The sequence below is a fragment of the Nocardiopsis sp. LOL_012 genome (assembly GCF_048060475.1).
Lineage (GTDB): Bacteria > Actinomycetota > Actinomycetes > Streptosporangiales > Streptosporangiaceae > Nocardiopsis.
The window spans coordinates 65,821-82,380 of the sequence record NZ_JBHMIV010000021.1 but is presented as its reverse complement, the minus strand read 5'-3'; the positions used below and the strand labels follow the sequence as shown (position 1 = coordinate 82,380).

General features: G+C 72.4%; 16 protein-coding genes and 1 other RNA gene. 4 read left to right on the top strand and 13 right to left on the bottom strand.

The window, feature by feature from the left end:
• Positions 1 to 226: 226 nt before the first annotated feature.
• From ACFHWE_RS15265 to ACFHWE_RS15235, 7 genes are all read right to left on the bottom strand, one after another.
• Positions 227 to 820, bottom strand: a complete 594-nt coding sequence (locus ACFHWE_RS15265) for a TetR/AcrR family transcriptional regulator (RefSeq protein ID WP_416602300.1) — start codon at positions 818 to 820, stop codon at positions 227 to 229.
• A 43-nt stretch (positions 821 to 863) separates the two neighbouring features.
• Complete coding sequence (locus ACFHWE_RS15260; RefSeq protein WP_416602299.1) at positions 864 to 1,664, bottom strand: tyrosine-protein phosphatase; 801 nt, start codon at positions 1,662 to 1,664, stop codon at positions 864 to 866.
• A gap of 38 nt (positions 1,665 to 1,702) precedes the next feature.
• Positions 1,703 to 2,545, bottom strand: a complete 843-nt coding sequence (gene phnE, locus ACFHWE_RS15255; RefSeq protein WP_416602298.1) for a phosphonate ABC transporter, permease protein PhnE — start codon at positions 2,543 to 2,545, stop codon at positions 1,703 to 1,705.
• Positions 2,542 to 3,357, bottom strand: coding sequence for a phosphonate ABC transporter ATP-binding protein (locus ACFHWE_RS15250; RefSeq protein WP_416602297.1), 816 nt, complete (start codon positions 3,355 to 3,357; stop codon positions 2,542 to 2,544). Before ACFHWE_RS15250 ends, phnE begins: the two co-directional genes overlap by 4 nt.
• Positions 3,354 to 4,232: a phosphate/phosphite/phosphonate ABC transporter substrate-binding protein gene (gene phnD, locus ACFHWE_RS15245; RefSeq protein WP_416602296.1), complete on the bottom strand. Its 879-nt coding sequence runs from the start codon at positions 4,230 to 4,232 to the stop codon at positions 3,354 to 3,356. The genes ACFHWE_RS15250 and phnD overlap by 4 nt, the downstream gene beginning before the upstream one ends.
• Positions 4,233 to 4,363: 131 nt before the next feature.
• Positions 4,364 to 5,206 (bottom strand): SOS response-associated peptidase, encoded by an 843-nt coding sequence (locus tag ACFHWE_RS15240; RefSeq protein WP_416602295.1) that lies wholly within the window; start codon positions 5,204 to 5,206, stop codon positions 4,364 to 4,366.
• 116 nt (positions 5,207 to 5,322) lie between these two features.
• On the bottom strand, positions 5,323 to 5,430 hold the full coding sequence (locus tag ACFHWE_RS15235; RefSeq protein WP_416602294.1) for a DUF397 domain-containing protein: 108 nt from the start codon (positions 5,428 to 5,430) through the stop codon (positions 5,323 to 5,325).
• A 247-nt stretch (positions 5,431 to 5,677) separates the two neighbouring features.
• Here ACFHWE_RS15235 and ACFHWE_RS15230 point away from each other — a divergent pair, with 247 nt between their 5' ends.
• Positions 5,678 to 5,899 carry a hypothetical protein gene (locus ACFHWE_RS15230; RefSeq protein WP_416602293.1) on the top strand — a complete coding sequence of 74 codons (222 nt, stop codon included), beginning with the start codon at positions 5,678 to 5,680 and terminating at the stop codon, positions 5,897 to 5,899.
• 23 nt (positions 5,900 to 5,922) lie between these two features.
• Here the strand turns inward: ACFHWE_RS15230 and ACFHWE_RS15225 are convergent, their stop codons facing one another.
• Both ACFHWE_RS15225 and ACFHWE_RS15220 read right to left on the bottom strand, forming a co-directional pair.
• Positions 5,923 to 7,758, bottom strand: coding sequence for a GDSL-type esterase/lipase family protein (locus ACFHWE_RS15225; protein WP_416602292.1), 1,836 nt, complete (start codon positions 7,756 to 7,758; stop codon positions 5,923 to 5,925).
• A 202-nt stretch (positions 7,759 to 7,960) separates the two neighbouring features.
• Positions 7,961 to 8,476, bottom strand: a complete 516-nt coding sequence (locus tag ACFHWE_RS15220; protein ID WP_416602291.1) for an NADPH-dependent FMN reductase — start codon at positions 8,474 to 8,476, stop codon at positions 7,961 to 7,963.
• 530 nt (positions 8,477 to 9,006) lie between these two features.
• On the opposite strand from ACFHWE_RS15220, the gene nagA reads away from it, so the two are divergent.
• The 3 genes from nagA to ACFHWE_RS15205 all read left to right on the top strand — a co-directional run bounded on the left by nagA (position 9,007) and on the right by ACFHWE_RS15205 (position 12,130).
• Positions 9,007 to 10,152 (top strand): N-acetylglucosamine-6-phosphate deacetylase, encoded by a 1,146-nt coding sequence (gene nagA / locus ACFHWE_RS15215; protein WP_416602290.1) that lies wholly within the window; start codon positions 9,007 to 9,009, stop codon positions 10,150 to 10,152.
• A gap of 86 nt (positions 10,153 to 10,238) precedes the next feature.
• Positions 10,239 to 10,547 (top strand): hypothetical protein, encoded by a 309-nt coding sequence (locus tag ACFHWE_RS15210; RefSeq protein ID WP_416602288.1) that lies wholly within the window; start codon positions 10,239 to 10,241, stop codon positions 10,545 to 10,547.
• A 182-nt stretch (positions 10,548 to 10,729) separates the two neighbouring features.
• Positions 10,730 to 12,130 carry an alpha/beta hydrolase domain-containing protein gene (locus ACFHWE_RS15205; RefSeq protein ID WP_416602286.1) on the top strand — a complete coding sequence of 467 codons (1,401 nt, stop codon included), beginning with the start codon at positions 10,730 to 10,732 and terminating at the stop codon, positions 12,128 to 12,130.
• Between the two features lie 162 nt (positions 12,131 to 12,292).
• On the opposite strand, the gene ssrA is transcribed toward ACFHWE_RS15205, so the two are convergent.
• The 4 genes from ssrA to ftsX all read right to left on the bottom strand — a co-directional run bounded on the left by ssrA (position 12,293) and on the right by ftsX (position 16,533).
• Positions 12,293 to 12,663, bottom strand: a transfer-messenger RNA (tmRNA) gene (gene ssrA, locus ACFHWE_RS15200).
• Between the two features lie 336 nt (positions 12,664 to 12,999).
• Positions 13,000 to 15,057 carry a penicillin-binding transpeptidase domain-containing protein gene (locus ACFHWE_RS15195; protein WP_416602284.1) on the bottom strand — a complete coding sequence of 686 codons (2,058 nt, stop codon included), beginning with the start codon at positions 15,055 to 15,057 and terminating at the stop codon, positions 13,000 to 13,002.
• Between the two features lie 23 nt (positions 15,058 to 15,080).
• Positions 15,081 to 15,545, bottom strand: coding sequence for an SsrA-binding protein SmpB (gene smpB / locus ACFHWE_RS15190; RefSeq protein ID WP_028648473.1), 465 nt, complete (start codon positions 15,543 to 15,545; stop codon positions 15,081 to 15,083).
• A 76-nt stretch (positions 15,546 to 15,621) separates the two neighbouring features.
• Positions 15,622 to 16,533: a permease-like cell division protein FtsX gene (gene ftsX / locus ACFHWE_RS15185; protein ID WP_416602282.1), complete on the bottom strand. Its 912-nt coding sequence runs from the start codon at positions 16,531 to 16,533 to the stop codon at positions 15,622 to 15,624.
• Between the last annotated feature and the right edge of the window lie 27 nt (positions 16,534 to 16,560).

The following is a 16,560-nucleotide window of genomic DNA, read 5'->3' as shown; positions in this document are numbered from 1 at the left end:
GCGGTCCTTGCCCTGACCGTCTCCCACCACCACCCTCAACAGACGCCTAGCGGCGCGGTCCTTGCCCTGACCGTCTCCCACCACCACCCTCAACAGACGCCTAGCGGCGCGGTCCCTCTCTGCTCGGGCACCTACGAACACGGGAACCTTCGGCACCTCCGCCAGCCCCGTGGGCGCCCGAGCCGACCCCCTGGGGCGCAGCGCGGGCGGGAGCGGAAGCCGGCTCTCAGGAGGCGGCGGACATGAGCAGTCGGACGGCGCGGTGGATGCGGTCCAGGCCCAGGCCGTCGTCGGGGCGCACCAGGAACTGGTAGTAGCCCACACCGGAGAGGAGCTCGACGAAGGCCTCCACGTCGGTGCCGGAGGGCAGGCCGCCGCGGGCGACCTCCGCCCGCACCCGCTCCAGGAGCGGCTCCCGGCGGATGCGGACGTGGTTCTCCCAGTAGACCCTGCGCAGTTCCGGGTTGTTGACGGCCTGCACGAGCCGGGCACGGAAGAGGCGGTGGACGGCGGGGTCGTCACCGGAGAACTCCGTCGGCCCGTACCAGCTCGTCAGGTCGGCCGCCAGGTCCCCGGTGTCGGGGACCCGGGGCACCTCCCGCTCCACGTCCAGGGCGGCCGCGATGAGCTCCTCCCGGGAGTCCCACCTGCGGTACAGGGTGGCCCTGGCGACCCCCGCCCGCTCCGTGACGGCGGTGATCGTCACCTTCCCGGGATCGTCGTGCTCCAGCAGGAGTTCGACGGTGGCCTCCAGCAGGGCGCGTTCGGCCGACTCCTCACGGGGGCGCCCGGGGCGGCGGGGGGTCTGTTCGTCGGGCACGGGGGGTCCTCTTCTCGTGGGCGGGGCGGCGGGCGGGCGCGGGTCACCCGGCCGTCAGGCGGGCGCGCAGGCACCCCACGACGGCCCCGTCCAGGCCGGCCGCGCGCAGACCGCCCAGGGGGTCGCCTCCGTGGCGGTCGGCCATGGTCTCCAGGAAGGCGACCATGGTCTCCCGCCGTGCACCCATCATCGGGCTCCGGGACAGCCGTTCCCACTCCTGGGGGCCGAGTTCGGGGACGGAACCGGAATCGATACTGTGCCGGATGCGGCGGCCGACCTCGGGCATGACCGCGTCGGTACGAGCGTAGTCGTCGGCGACGTCCTCGGCACCGGCTCCCAGAGCCGTGAGGACGAAGGCGGCGAGGATCCCGGTGCGGTCCTTGCCCGCCGCGCAGTGGAAGACCGCGGGGCGGTCGGCCGACGCGATGAGCGAGAGCAGGAAGGCGATGGCGGGGGCGGAGCGGTCGGCCGTGTCCGCGTAGAGGGCGGCCACCTCCCGCGCGGTGGCGGGGAGGGACTCCTTCCAGGCCTCCGGCGAGGCGTCCACGGCGAAGGGGAGGTGGTGGTAGGCGACGTCGCCGCCGGTGACGGCGGGGTCGGCGAACGGTCCGCGCCCGGTGCGGGCGGCCTCGTCGGCCGACCTCAGGTCGAGGACGTGGCCGATGCCGTGGCGGGAGCAGACGTCGGCGACGAAGTCGGCGGGTGCCGTGGCCACGTCGTCGCTGCGGAAGAGCAGGCCGGGCCGGACCCTGCCGCCCTCGACGGGCACTCCGCCCAGGTCGCGGAAGTTGGCGGGCGCGGGCACGGCGGTCTCGGTGCTCTCTGCGGTCTCTGCGGTGGTCATGCGGTCCCTCCTGCCGGTCGGGGGTCGGTGGCGGGCGCTCACGCGGTGAGCCGGGCGCGGACGAAGGCGCTGAACCGGTCGATGGCGGTCACCAGAACGACGATCCCGATGACGATGGCGAACAGGTGGCCGAAGTCGTACAGGCGCAGCGCGGTGGTGAGTTCGAGTCCGATGCCCCCGGCCCCGACCAGGCCGAGGATGGTGGCCCCGCGGACGTTGCCCTCGAACAGGAGCAGCGTGTAGGAGGTGATCAGAGGTGCCGCCTGGGGCAGCATCGCGAAGGAGATCACCTGGGTGGGTGCGGCGCCCGAGGAGCGCAGGGCGGTGACGGGTCCGGGGTCGACCGCCTCGATGGCCTCGGCGTAGACCTTGGCGATGGTACCCACCGATCCGAGGGTCAGGGCGAGGATGCCCGCGAAGGGTCCCAAGCCGACGGCGGAGACGAACATCAGCGCGAAGATCAGTTCGGGGATGGACCGCAGCACGTTGAGGATGAAGCGGGCGGCGAGGTAGACGGGCCGGGGCGCGATGTTGCCCGCCGCGGCGAAGCTGAGCAGGAGTGAGAGCGCGGCGCCGAGCAGGGTGCCGATGACCGCCATCTGGAGGGTCTCGACGAGCAGGGCGATGATGGTGGCGATCTTGCCGAAGTCCGGCGGCCACATGCGGTAGAGGAACTCGCCCATCGCGGGGCCGCCCTCGATGAGGGCGGCGGGGCTGAAGCCCACGCCCGAGGCCGACCAGATCACCGCCGCGGCGGCGGCGAGGGTGGTGAGCAGCCCTTTGAGTCCGGGCAGCCGCCAGGGTGAGGCGAGGCCGCGCACGCTCTCGGGCAGCCGGTCGGCTTCGGGTGCGGCGGTCCTGCGGACGGGTGTGGTCTTCACGGGGTCTCCTCGTCGTCCGTGCCGAACTCGGTGTCGGCTCCGTAGATCTCGCGCACGGCGACGCGGTCGAGGCCGGCGGAGGGGATGTCGACCACCACCCGTCCGTCGCGCAGGCCCACGGCGCGGTCGGTGTGGCGCCGGGCCAGCGCGACCACGTGCAGGCTCACCAGGACCGGGACGGAGCGCTCGCGCGCCAGTTCGGAGAGCAGTCCCAGCACGTTGCCCGCCAGGCGCGGGTCCAGTGAGGCGACGGGTTCGTCGGCGAGGATGAGCCGGGGGTCCTGCATGAGGGCGCGGGCGATGGCCACCCGCTGCTGCTGGCCTCCGGAGAGGGTGCGGGCCTGCTGACACGCCTGGGCGAGGAGGTCCACGCGTTCGAGCAGTTCCAGGGCCCGGGTGCGCTGCGCGCGGGAGAACAGGCCGATCCTGGAGGCCGGACCGGCGGCGTACAGACCGCCGGTGAGCACGTTGGCCAGGGCCGACAGCCGCGGCACCAGGTGGAAGTTCTGGAAGACGTGGCCGACGTCGGCGCGCAGCGACCGCAGGTCGCCCGCGCCGAGCGAGGCGACGTCGCGCCCGGCCACCCGGACCTGTCCGGAGGTGAGGGGCGCGGTGCGGGTCAGCGCCTTCATGAGGGTGGACTTGCCCGATCCGCTGTGGCCGAGGAGGGCGACGACCTCGCCGGGGGCGACGGTGAGGTCGACCCCCTTCAGGACGGGGTCGCTGTCGTAGACGACGGTGAGCCCGGAGACGTCGAGTACGGAGTCGGCAGCCCTCCGCGGGGTCACGGCCCGGGGATGTGTCTGGATCAACGGATGTCCTCCAGGCTCAGGCCGACCGCTTCGACGACCTCCAACAGGGGGGCGAAGACCTCGGGGGCGGGGTCGGCGACGGCGCTGTGGCCGCCGAAGATCAGCGCCATGTCCTCGTTCTCGGCGACCCGGTCGGGCATCCCGGCGACGATCTGCTCGCGGACCCCGGGGTCGACGTCCTCGGAGAAGACGATGGCGCTGCCCACGGGCAGGGGGTCGCTCTCGGCCAGGACGACGACCCGGTCAGGGTCGATCACCCCGGCATCGGTGAATACGTCGACGAGCTGGGCGGCGGTGGCGGCGACGTCGACGCTGCCCTGCTGGAGGGCGAGCAGGCCGGAGTCGTGGCCGCCGGAGAAGGTCATCTCGTAGTCCTCGTCGGGCTCCAGGCCGGCCTCGGCGAGCAGCGCGCGAGGCATGAAGTGGCCGGTGGTGGACCCGGCGTCGACGAAGGCGACCTGCTGTCCGGCCACGTCGTCGACGGTCTCGATACCGCTGTCGGCGCGCACCATGAGGACGGAGGCGGGCTCGTCCCCGGCCTCCCAGACCAGGCCCACGTCCAGGCCGCCGGCCTGCTGGCCGATGGCGGTGGCGAAGGGGCTGAGGAAGGCGACGTCGACGTGGCCCTGGCGCAGGGCCTCGACCACGCCCATGTAGTCGGCGGGGCTCTCGGTGACGACCTCGCGCCCGGCGAGTTCGCCGACGATGTCGGCGACCGGCTCGATCTGGGCGAGCTGTTCGGGGTCGTCGGTGCCGGGCGGGAAGGCGAAGACGAGTTCGCCGGAGCCGCTGTCGCCGTCGGAGGAGGAGCAGCCCGTGAGCGCGAGTGCGCACGCGGCGGTGAGGAGGGTGAGCTTACGGGGGAGGGAGTGCATGCCGTTCCGTCCTTGTGGCGGGATACTGACACGCACCACGAAACCGGCAGATAGTGAACCGATGGTTTCGATACTTCCGGTTCACTTATGGACGTCCGGTGAACGTCCGCGCCGGAAGGTGAACGGACGCCTCAGAAGAGGGTGTCCGGCTCCTCCCCCGCCACCGGTTCGAGCAGGCCGGGGCCGTTGTTCTTGACGCTGTTGACCTCGGGGGACACCTCGTCGACAGCCAGCTCCGACACCGGGGTCGAGGCCAGGGTGTGGGACAGGTCGGCGGCCCCGGAAGCCGGGTCCAGCCAGACCCGCCAGTCCTGCTCGGGCACGACGACGGGCATGCGCTCGTGGATGTGGTCCAGGCCGGGGGCGGCCTGCGTGGTGACGACCGCGCAGCTCCACAGCCAGGCCGCGGGGTCGCTCTCGTCCGCCTCCGGGTCGCGCCAGCGCTCGAAGATCCCCGCCATGGCCAGCGGCGCGCCGTCCCGGTAGCGGATCGCGAAGGGGCGCTTGGCCGCCTTGGACTTGCGCTTCTTGTGTTCGGGGTCGGTGGCCGGGGACGTGCTGGGCTGAGGACGCCCGTCCGGTCCCACCAACTGCCACTCGTAGTAGGCGTCCGCGGGCAGCAGGCAGCGCCGACGGCGGTAGGCCGCGCGGAAAGCGGGTTTGTCTGCCACGGTCTCGGCGCGGGCGTTGATCATCCGGTAGCCGATGCTCCGCTCCTTGGCCCATGAGGGGACCAGCCCCCAGCGCAGGGTGTGCAGCGAGCACGGGCCGGGTGCCGCGCCCTCCCCCCGCGGGGGCGGGCCGAGGACGGCGTAGACGGGCCTGCCCGGGGCGATGTTGTAGTCGGCGGGCAGTTCGTCCAGCGGCGGCCACGCCCTGGGGTCGGGCGGCTCCTCGGTGAGCGCCTCCTCGGGCAGGCCGAAGGCGAGCTGGAGCTGCCGGTGGTTCCTGGACTGGGCATAGCGACCGCACATGGGGCCGATCCTAAGCCGCCGGGGTGACGCTTCCCAGTCGGAAAACGGCCCCTGGCTGAGAGGGACCCCAGCCGGGGTGCGGCCGGGGCCGGGAGGCCTCGGAGACCCGAGCGGTCCTACCGGGCTTGGGCGGCCGCCGTGACCAGTGCCAGGAACTCGGAGGCGGGAAAGGGCAGGTGCCCGTCCCCGGGGTGCTTGGAGTCGCGGACCTCCGGGGTGCCCACATGACGGCACTCGACACAGTTCCCCCGTTAGGAGAGTAGGAACTCTTCTTGAACTCGGAGGTCATCATCCCAAGGTCTCCAGTACTTCGAAGGACTGCCGAACCGGCAGCGCCGACGCGAACGCGGGTGACCGTTGACACGACCCGGGGGATCTCTGTGGCATCTGCGATCGCACTACCGTTGGCGTAGTCCTGGGGCGCTGCGGTTTCACCGTGCCTTCATCACACGACGGGGTCTGGCGTTCACGGTGGAACCGTGGCGCTTCGGGGATCGGATCGAGAAGGTCCTCGTAGGACCCCCGTATCTGGGGAACGTCGTCATCCGGCTCCGGGACCCCTGGTGCTGGGAGTACTCCGCCGGCGCCGGGAAGGTCCGCTGTGTCCACCGGGACCGGTTGGCGGCCCTGGTGGACAGGGTCGTGGAGGACCGCGCGGGGTTCGTCCCGCCGCTGCCCCGAAGGCCCCGGTAGACGATACGGTCCGGGCGAGGCGCTCAGACGTCCCCCAGGACGAGGGGTGCCGAGAAGCCGCCCTCCACGTAGTCGCGGTGGGTGCGCACCGCCACCTCGTGGGGGCCGTCCACAGTGACCCGCCACGCGGTGCGGTTACCGGTCGCCCCCTGGGAGCGCCACCCGCGGCCGCTGCCGGGGCCCCGGCCGTCGACGGGTGCGCACTCCGGCTCCGCCGGCTTGGCCGATGGTGCGGGCCGAGACGGCTCTGAGGGAACCGGGGCGGGGACCGTCGGGGCCGAGGTGGGCCGCTCCGGGAGCGACGGCCCCTCCCCGGGGACGCCGGGGGCCCGCTGTCCCTCGCGGCCGGGTTCCTCGGAGCCGCGGCCCTCACCGGCCCGGTCCGCACCACCGTCGCCGCCGTCGCTCTCCTCTCCCTCCCCCTCCGCGGGACGGTGCGGCGCCCGCGCGTCGTCCCCCCTGTCGCACACCAGCGCCCGCGTCCACACCTCGTAGCGGTCGGCCTCGGCCACCGCGTCCCACAGCACGCGCCCGCCGGACACGCGCACACCCGTCGGCGCGGGCGGCGGCTCGTCGTCCCACACCCACCGGAGCGGTTCGGAGGGCACCCCCTCGTCCCTGCCCTTGTACTGGCGGACGGTGAACTCGTACTCGGCACCGCTCGACAGCCCCTCGACCAGTACCGACCGCAGGCCGTCCTCCCCCTCGGCCACGTCCACGGGCAGGACCGACGCCTCGCCGGGATCGGGGGCCAGCCTGCGCCGGGTCACCCGGTAGGCCGTGGCACCGGGGACCGGCTCCCAACTGATCTCCAGGGCGTCCCCGTCGCGCTCGGCCCCGGGCTCGGGGGCCGTCAGCGGCCCGGTCCGGGGCTGCGCGAGCGGCCGGGGGTAGCGCTCCCCCACCCCCAGCGCCCCGGCCAGCGCGTCGGCGAAGGCGGCGGCGATGCGCACCTCGCCCCGCGCGTTGGGGTGGACGTGGTCCCAGTCGTCACGGGAGGGCACATAGCCGTCGGCCACCCGGGCGACGGCCACCGCGGAGCCGTCCGACGACAGCCGTTCTGCGAGGCCCGCCACACCGGCGTTGAACCGGTGGACCTGGGTGTTGACGCGGGCGTCGTCACCGGTGCCCTCCACCGGCGGGAGCTCGCCCACCACGAACCGGACCCCGTCCGCGGCGACCCGCACCGTCGAGACGATGTCCTCCACCGCCGCCAGGGCGTGCTCGGCGCTGCCGCCGCTCAGGAGGTCCTCGGTCCCGGCCAGGACCAGCACGTACTGGGGCCGGTCCTGGGCCGCGGACTGGGCGGCGGTGCGCGCGAGTTCGTCCGCACCGCTCCCCCAGCGGGCCGCGTGGTCGGTGTCGAAGACGGGGTCGGCGTAGTCCCGGACGCCGTGTCCGCCCCCGTGGAGCCCGTAGACGCCGTCGTAGGGACCGACGAAGTCGGCCTCGACACCGACCGTCTCCAGGTGCTTCCACAGCCGGTACCGCCAGGTGTGGTCGCCGCTGCTGCCCTGGGTGAGGGAGTCCCCGACCAGCATGAACCGCAGGCGCCCCTGGGCGGGGGCCTCCGAGGGCCCCGGGGAGGGCGCGCCGCCCCGGGGGGTGCCCGCGCCCCCGGTCCCGGTCCCGATGACGAGGAAGGTGACCGCCATGGCCGCGACCATGACACCGAACAGGCCGAGGGGTCCGGGTTCGAACCGGGAGGGCCTGCCGTGGGAGGTCAGCAGCAGGAGGCGGTCGAACACGTGCGGGGCCAGCGCGGCCCAGCGGTCCCCGAGCCACGCGGCGAGCGCGCCGGGACCGCGGTCCGGACCGCTCCCGGGGGAATCCTGCTCGGGCTCGTCCGAATCCTGCACCGTGCCCCATCCCACGCTGTGACGCCGCGTGTGCGTCGCGACCGGTCCCCACCCTCCACGGGTGATCGACCGGCCGCGGCCGGTCGGCGGGGCGGGAGACCCTTCCCAGACCAGTATCCGGGACGGGGCCCGCCTACGGGCACGGTTCGGCGACGAACACGTGCTCCGTCACCACACGGGGGGCGGCCGCGGTCCGCCCGTCTCAGACCGCGACGGACACGGCCTGGCGCAGGCCCGGAGCGGCGATGTCGGCCCACGCGCGCACCACGTTCCCGGGGCGGTCGGTCTCGTCGGCGCCCAGGACCAGGCCGGGCTCGGCGACCCAGGCGCCCAGGTCGGCGAGCAGGACGCGCAGGTCCTCCTCGATCCCGCGGCTGTTGCGCAGGTCCTCGACGACGGCGAGCGGGACCGCCACCGTGTGGCCCAGGCCCAGTTCGGGCAGGCGGTCCAGGAAGACCTTGAGCAGCCCGGTGTAGGTGCCGTGCACCTGCGGGGAGGCCACGAGCAGGACGTCGCTGCCGCGCACCCGGTCCAGGGCGGCGTCGACCGCCTCGGAGGATTCGGCGAGCAGCTCGGGGCCGATCTCGGCGAGGTCGACGACCTCGGGACGGGCGTCGACACCCGCGCGGGAGGCAATCTCGGCGGCCGCGTCGAGAGCGGTGGAGTAGACGGCGGAGCGGGTCTGGGGTGCGGCGACGAGCACGGTGAAGCGGGTCATGGGAGAACTCCTGGGTTCGGACCGGAAGCGGGGAAGTGTCGGGGGCGGTGTTCGTTCTTCGACACCGGAGGTGACATCGTTCCCCCGCCCACCCGGCACGGACCGGTGGTCGGATTCGCAGGGGTACTCCCGAAGCCGTGGAGTCCGGCTCGAAAGCCCGAGAGATATCGGGAGGGAGTGCGCGTCCGGTGTCTGCGAGGGCACGGGCAGAGCCGTGCCGCGGGGCGGGGCCCCGCTATGCGCTAGCTACGACAGAGCGCGCTCGCCTGCTGTCGCAGATCGACGTGCAGGCGCTGGACAAGCAGCTCACCGGCGGACATGCCTCCATGATGGGGCTCGGCTGCCGCTATCGTCAATGCGTGCGCGCGGCCTCTCCCGCCCTGCGGCCCCCGTCCGTACCACGGACACACCGTTCCACAGGGCAAGATGTCCCAGCTCCAGAGGGAATCCCGGATTGTGCTGAGGACCCCCGCGCCACGGATGTAATGTGCGACACACCAACGACCGAGAGTTCCGGAGAGAGCCCGAACATGGCCCACGCCCCCGTCACCCTCGCCAATGCCCGGTTCGTCCTACCGGACGGAGTCCACGACGGCTGGCTCCTGGTCGAGGACGGCCGTATCGCCGCGCTCGGCACCGGGAACCCCCTCCCCGGGCCCGTCCACGACCTCAACGGCGCATGGGTCTCTCCGGGCCTGGTCGACACCCACGTGCACGGCGGTATCGGGCACGCCTTCACCGAGGCCGACCCCGAGGGGGCGGGCAGGATCGCCGCGTTCAACCGCTCCCAGGGGGTGACCTCGATGGTGGGCGGCCTGGTCGCCGCCACCCCGGAGGACACGCTCCGCCAGGTGTCGGCGCTCGCCGAACTGTGCGAGTCGGGCGAGCTGGCGGGGATCTACCTGGAGGGCCCCTTCATCGCCCGCTCCAAGTGCGGGGCGCACGACCCGGACCTGCTGCGCGAGCCCGACACCGACGAGTTCGACCGCTGGCTCAAGGCCGGCCGGGGGCACGTGCGCATGATCACGGTGGCACCCGAACTGCCGGGCGCGCTGGACCTCATCCACGCCGCGGTGTCCTCGGGCGTGGTGGTCGCCGTGGGCCACACCGAGTCCTGCTACGAGCAGACCCTGGCGGCCTTCGACGCGGGGGCCACCGTGGCCACGCACCTGTACAACGCGATGCGTCCGATGAACCACCGCGACCCCGGCCCCGTCGCGGCGGCGCTGCGCGACGAGCGGGTCACCGTGGAGCTCATCGCCGACAACGTGCACGTCCACCCGGGGGCGGGGCGACTCGTGTTCTCCGCCGCCGGGGCCGAGCGGGTGTCGCTGGTGACCGACGCGATGTCGGCGACCGGCCTGGGCGACGGCCAGTACACGCTCGGGAACCTGCGGGTGCGCGTCCAGGGGGGCGAGGCGAGGCTGGTGGAGAACGGCGCGATCGCCTCCAGCACCATCGTGCTCCCCCAGGCGGTGCGCAACGCGGTGACCGACCACGGAACGACACTGCCCGACGCGGTGCGCTCGGCCTCCTGCGTGCCCGCGCGCTCGCTCGGGATCGACGCGGGGCGGATCGAGGTGGGTGCCCCCGCCGACCTGCTGGTCTTCACCGGCGACCTCTCCGTGGGCCGGGTCATGCACCGCGGCGGGTGGCTGGCCGACGGCGTGTCGTAGTCGCGGTGCGCATTCGGGGTTTTCCGCTGGGCCACAATGGCGGTCGGGCATCGAGGACACCCGTGCTCGACACGAAAGGATCACCCATGGCCGAGTCGGGACAGGCACACGACCACACGTCGGCCCGCGTGCCCTCCGAAGAGCGTGCGCACCTGGAGAAACTCGCCGACGAGCTGTCACGCTACGACGTCACGGCGGACGTGGCCGACGAGCCCTCGCCCCGGCTGCGGGTCGCCAACCCGCGGTCGGCCCACGCCGTCGAGGACGTGCTCTGCGAGCGCCGCGAGCAGGGGCACGCCTTCATCGCCTCGTTCGGCGTCTACCTGGGCGGCAGCGCGAGCCCCGGGGTGGCCGCGCACAAGGTCGCCTGGCTGGTGGGGGCCACCGAGGCGTGAGGGGTGCGGGGCCGCGGCGCGGCCCCGCACCGGCCATCCCCGAGGCGCATCCGTGGGATCATCGGTGTTTCGACGCGTCCGCTTCCACGCGTGCAGACCAGGGGCCGTTACTCCTTGCCTCGCGAGTTCACCAAACGTAGCGTTCTGAGCGCAACGTCAGGCTACTCAGAGGTAACATTCGGATGCGCTCACGAACCCCCCTACGTCTCGGAGTCACCGCGACGAGCCTCGTCCTCGTATCCGGCCTGCTGGGCGCACTGCCCGCCCAGGCCGAACCGGCCGATCCCGCGAACGGCCCCGCCGCCACGGTCTCCGGGCCCGTTCCGGTCACCGAGGACTCCTACCCCTTCATGTCCGCCGACGGCCCCCCGATCCCCCCGCTCCAGACGGGCGAGCCCATCGAGGTCGACCTGGGCGCCTACGGCTACGTCGAGGAGGAGTTCCTCCTCGAAGGGACCGCACAGCACTACGACACCGAGACCGGCGAGATCGTCGGCTCCTCCCCCTACACCACCCGCATGGTGGTCCGCCGCCCGGCGGACGCCGCCGACTCCAGCGGCGCCGCCTTCCTGGAGTGGAACAACGTCAGCTTCGGCCAGGACATCGAGATCGACTGGTTCCTGTCCCACGACTACTTCATGCGCGAGGGCCACGTCTGGGTGGGCCTGTCGGCGCAGCGCGTGGGCGTGGACGCCCTGCGCGAGTGGGACTCCGAGCGCTACGGCGACCTGACCGTCGGCGGCGCCGACCTGGAGGACGCCCCCGCATTCGACATCTACTCCCAGGCCGCCCGCGCCCTGCGCACCCCCGAGGGCACCGACCCGCTGTCCGGTTTCGACGTGGACACGGTCATCGCCACCGGCCACTCGCAGTCGGCGCGGTACCTGTCCGTCTACCGCAACGGCATCCACCCGCTGCACGGGGTGGTCGACGGCTTCATGATCCACGGCGCCCCCGGCGCGCTGGAGGGGAACACCACCCCGACGATGCGCCTCATGGCCGAGACCGATGTGCGCTTCCAGACCCAGAGCCTGGAGCCGGACACGCAGTACTACCGCCGCTGGGAGGTCGCCGGCACCGCCCACGTGGGCTTCACCGAGTACTTCACCTTCGCGCCGCTCATCGCCCGGGAGAACCCGGGCACCGATCCGCAGCGGTGCGACCGGCCCCCGCTGAGCCGGATCCCGTTCCACCACGTGCTCAACGCCGCCTACGACCAGCTCGTGGACTGGGTGGAGGACGGCGAGGCCCCGCCGAGGGCGCCGCGACTGGAGTGGGCCGGCCCCACCGAACTGAGCCGTGACGAGCACGGCAACGCGCTCGGCGGCATCCGCCTGGCCGACCACGTGGTGGCCACCGGGCTCAACGACGGCCGCAACAGCGGTGACACGTTCTGCTTCCTCCAGGGCGCCCACATCCCCTTCGACGAGGCGACCCTCGAAGGGCTGTACCCCCACCGCGGCGGGTACGTCTGGCGGGTCACCCACGCGGTGAACGAGAGCCGCGTCAAGGGCTACGTCCTGCGTGAGGACGCCTTCGACACCCGGGGCTCCGCTCTGAGGGCGGACTACCCCTGGTGGTAGCCGCCCGCGGATGAACTCCCGGTCCACCCCAAACGGGGACAGGTGGGCCGTGCCGCGAAGCGCGACGGCCGAGCGGCACACCAGGGGTCCGGGGTCGCCCCCCGGTAAACACAAAGGACGACCCGGCAAGCGCGGTCACGCGCGAGCAGGGTCGTCCTGAGTTCGTGGAGGTGGCGGGAATCGAACCCGCGTCCTTCAGCACCGAGCCAGGGCTTCTCCGGGTGCAGTCCGCGCTGTCGTTCTACTCGGCCCCAGCGCTTACACGGACACATCGCTGACAGGCCCAGCCACGTATGTGTCCCGCTCGGCCCCGTGGCCTGGTCCGAGCGGTGAGTCATCTAGCTGATGCCGGGTCCTGGGCCGATGACGAGCCCAGGTCGACAGAGTCGCTATCGCTTAGGCAGCGAGAGCGAACTCAGTGCGCTTAGAATTGGCACTTGAATTTATGCGAATGCAGGATTAACGAGGTCACAGACGCAACCCTCGACCCGCTTCCCCTGGAACGACTACCGAAGTCGAAACCGATCACCCCCTGTGCAGTTGTCACGGCCTTCCCCGTGGGGAGGGCCGACACGCGAGCGGCGAAGCCCGCTGGCCGCCACTCTACAGCTTCAACGGGGCGGGCACCAAGCCTATTCCCGCCGTCTGCGCAGGGCCCCTGACATGGAGATCCCCCGTGGGCGCGGACTCAAGAAAGGTCTGACGCGGCCCACGGGGGCGGTCGACAGGGTCAGTCGACCTTGAACATCCGGCAGACCCTCCCCCGAGACGAGGTCCTGCCCACTCGTGCCTTCCCGCTTCCCCCTGTCGCGGTACCGGCCTCACCAGGGAAGACGCCGGGCACCCCCTCCAGGGTTGCCCGGCGTGGACTATTGCGCCGGAATCCCCTGTTCGGTAAGGGCCGGGCCGGTCGCCTCCGCGCCGGTCCCCTCGGTGAGGGGGTCCTCCGCGCCCGGGACGGGGGTCTCCGGACCGGTGGGCGACGCGGGGTCGCCCGTGCTCTCGGCCTGGTCCAGCGGGCCCTCGGGAAGCCCCTCCCCGGCCTCGCCCGCGGCCATCGCGCTGAGGAAGGCCGCCGCCGCGTTGAACGCGTACTGCCCCGTCAGGGTCCGCGCGGGGTCGACCTCGGCCAGGACCGCGAAGGCCACGCCGCCCTGGTAGCCCACGAACCAGTGCAGCGACGTCTCGCCCTGCTCGGTGCGGGCTGCCTGGCCGTACACCTGTTCCTCGCCGTACAGGGGGCCGTTGAGCGAGGACATGCGGCCGGCGACCGCGTCGCCCATCCCCTGCCGGACCGCCTCCAGGGCGCCCGGGTCCAGTGCACTGCCGTCCGCGGTCTCCGGTTCCTGGCCGCTGACCAGGGTCGGCGCGTGCCACGTGCCGTCGGCGACCGCCGCGGCGGCCAGCGCCATGCCCAGCGGGCTGACCAGGACCCCGTGCTCGCCGTTCATGGCCAGGGCGACCTCGGCCTCGCTGCCGCCGATGGCCACCTCACCGGCGTTGGCCGACAGCGGAAGCTGCCACCCGGTACCCAGACCCAGGTCGGCGGCGGCCGAGGTGAGCGCTGCCGGCCCCACCTGCGCGCCCAGGTCGGCGAACCCGACGGCGCAGTTGACGGCGAGGTTGGCGCTCAGACTGGAATCGCCGAACCCGGTCTGCCCGTGCGGGTTGGTGAAGCGCTCCCCGTCGATCTCGGTCTCGAAGCCGCAGGGCACCTCGGTGTCGGCCCCCACCGCGCCCGACTGGAGGGCGGCCAGCGCGGAGACGATCGTGAAGGCGCCCCCCGGCTTGTAGGAGCCGGTCAGGCCGCCGTTGTCGGTGGTGTCGCCCGAGGCCGCGGCCGAGGCCAGGAGCTCGCCGCTGGAGACGTCCACGGCCACCACGTAGCCGTTTCCGGGCATGACCCCCACCGCCTCCTCGGCGGCGCTCTGGACCCCCGCGTCCAGGGTGGTGGTGATCTCGCCGCTGAGGTCGCCCTGCCAGGACTCCAGGACCCCGATGACCTCGCCGTCGTCGTCGAGCGAGACCACCTGGGTGGTGGCGGACCCGGCGAGCTCGTTCTGGTAGATGTTCTGCAATCCGCTCAGGCCGACGGTGTCGCCCGCCTGGTAGGTGCCCGGGACTCGGGAGGAGACCCGGTGCTCCGCGGTCCCGGCGACCTCGCCGAGGACGGCCGGGGCCACCGCCGGCGTCAGGTTGACCTCCACGGCCTGGGTGTCCACGCCGGAGATCCGCCCGACCTGTTCGAGCAGCGCGGTGTCGACGTTGCGGCCGCGCATGAGTACCAGCGGCTGGAACTGCTCGGGCGGGGCGGAGCGCACGCGGTCCAGCAGCGGCCCCGGCTCCTCGCCGAGGAGTTCGGCCAGCTCGGTGACGCCCGCCTCGGGGTCGTCCATCCGCCCGGGGTAGACACCGAAGGCGGTGACGCTCTCGCTGGTCACCAGCGGTACGCCGTCGCGGTCGAGGATCTGGCCGCGCGCCTGGATCTCGTAGCTGACCGCCAGCCGCTCGCCTTCCCCGAGGTCGGGGTGGATGACCGACGGCGACCACGCGATCCGCCAGCCGTCGGGCCCCCACTCCAGGGGCATGGCGCCGGTGTACTCCCAGGTGGGGTCGCCGATACCGAGGTCGGCGGTGGCGCTGAACTCGGCGGTGGCGCTGTCGCCGTCGCGGGAGATCGGCCCGAGGCCGAAGCGCAGCCCGGCCAGGTCGAGTTGGTCGTGCACGTCGGAGAGGGCCGCCTCGACCTCCGCGGGCTCTCCGGTGGTGTAGGCGGCGGCCCGCGCGTGGTCCCCGTCCTGCCAGGCCAGCAGGAAGGACCGGACGGCCACCTCCGGGCTGGGGTGGGGCGTACATGCGGCGAGGGTGACGGCCATCGTCAGGGCGCTGCCGGCGGCCGCGAGGCGGCCCAGGGGACGGGGGGACACCGTGTGTGTTCCTTTCGGCGCACTCACCGCCGCCGACGAAGCGCGCGTTCCATCTCCCGCTTGGCCTCACGTTCGGCGATGTCGTGGCGTTTGTCGTACTCACGCTTACCGCGAGCCAGAGCGAGCTCGACCTTGGCCCGGCCGTCGCTGAAGTACAGCGACAGAGGGATCAGGGTGCGGCCGGGCTCATTGGTCTTACCGATGAGCCGGGAGATCTGCTCGCGGTGCAGGAGTAGCTTACGGGATCTGCGAGCTGCATGGTTTGTCCAGGTTCCCTGCGAATACTCCGGGATGTGGACACCCTCCAGCCACACCTCGCCGTCCTGGACGTGGGCGAAACCGTCGACGAGCGAGGCCCGGCCCTGCCGGAGGGACTTCACCTCGGTCCCGGTCAGGACCAGGCCGGCCTCGTAGGTCTCGTCGATGTGGTAGTCGTGCCGGGCACGCCGGTTTCGCGCGATGGGCTTCTGCCCGGTTTCCCGTGCCACTGTGGAATCCCTTTCAACGGTCGGCGGCGGACCGGCTCTCCGCGGCCGCCGCGGGTCGGCGGGCAGCCCCGCCGGATCAGATCTTCAGGTAGCGGCGCAGCGTGAGGAACGAGGTGACGGTACACAGCAGCACGCCGAGGATGATCGACACGCCGATGACGTACAGCAGCGATCCGGTCCCCAGGCCGACGTCGAACTGGAACCAGGCCTCGATCTGGGTGAGCAGCGTGTACCGGGTGGCCACGATGAAGCCGGAGGCGATCAGACCACCGATGAGACCCGAGACCGCGCCCTCCAGGAGGAACGGCAACTGGATGTAGAAGTTGGACGCACCGACCAGCCGCATGATGCCCGTCTCGCGGCGGCGGCTGTAGGCGGACAGGCGGATGGTGTTGCCGATCAGCAGCGCCGCGGCGGCGAGCTGCACGAGCGCGACCACCAGCGCCGCCCACTTGAGGCCGTCGAGCAGGTCGTAGAACTTGTCCAGCACGCTCTGGTCGCTGGAGACCGAGTCCACCCCGGGACTGCCCGTGACCGCGTTGCGCACGGTGTCGTAGTGGGAGGGGTCGGTGAGCTGCACCCGGAAGTTGTCCGGGATGTCACCCTCCTGTGCCGCCTCCGCCAGCGCCTCGTTGGAGGAGCCGATCCGCTCCTGGAAGTCCTGCCACGCCTCGGCCGCGGTCAGGTAGGTGTAGCCCTCCACCTGCGGCATGTCGTCGAGGTCGGCCCGCAGGGCCTCGCGGTCCGCGTCGGTCGCCGGGCCGTTGTCCTGGCAGGTCTGCGCGGGGGAGATCTCGTTGCACATGTAGATGGTCAACGTGATCCGCTGGTCCCAGTAGCTGCGCATCTCGGAGACCTGCTGGTTGACCAGCAGACCGCCACCGAAGAGGGCCAGGGAGATGGCCACCGTCGTGATGACCGCGATGGTCATCGTCAGGTTTCGGCGCAGGCCGATCCAGGTCTCGGAGAGAACGAATTGTGCTCGCATGATCTGTTAAAGGTCCATCCTTGGGAG

Bases quoted from the DNA above. Each gene is read 5' to 3' on its own strand.
- ACFHWE_RS15260 (WP_416602299.1), bottom strand. From the start codon at position 1,664: ATGACCACCGCAGAGACCGCAGAGAGCACCGAGACCGCCGTGCCCGCG.
- phnD (WP_416602296.1), bottom strand. From the start codon at position 4,232: ATGCACTCCCTCCCCCGTAAGCTCACCCTCCTCACCGCCGCGTGCGCA.
- ACFHWE_RS15240 (WP_416602295.1), bottom strand. From the start codon at position 5,206: ATGTGCGGTCGCTATGCCCAGTCCAGGAACCACCGGCAGCTCCAGCTC.
- ACFHWE_RS15220 (WP_416602291.1), bottom strand. From the start codon at position 8,476: ATGACCCGCTTCACCGTGCTCGTCGCCGCACCCCAGACCCGCTCCGCC.
- nagA (WP_416602290.1), top strand. From the start codon at position 9,007: ATGGCCCACGCCCCCGTCACCCTCGCCAATGCCCGGTTCGTCCTACCG.
- ACFHWE_RS15210 (WP_416602288.1), top strand. From the start codon at position 10,239: ATGGCCGAGTCGGGACAGGCACACGACCACACGTCGGCCCGCGTGCCC.
- ACFHWE_RS15205 (WP_416602286.1), top strand. From the start codon at position 10,730: ATGCGCTCACGAACCCCCCTACGTCTCGGAGTCACCGCGACGAGCCTC.
- ftsX (WP_416602282.1), bottom strand. From the start codon at position 16,533: ATGCGAGCACAATTCGTTCTCTCCGAGACCTGGATCGGCCTGCGCCGA.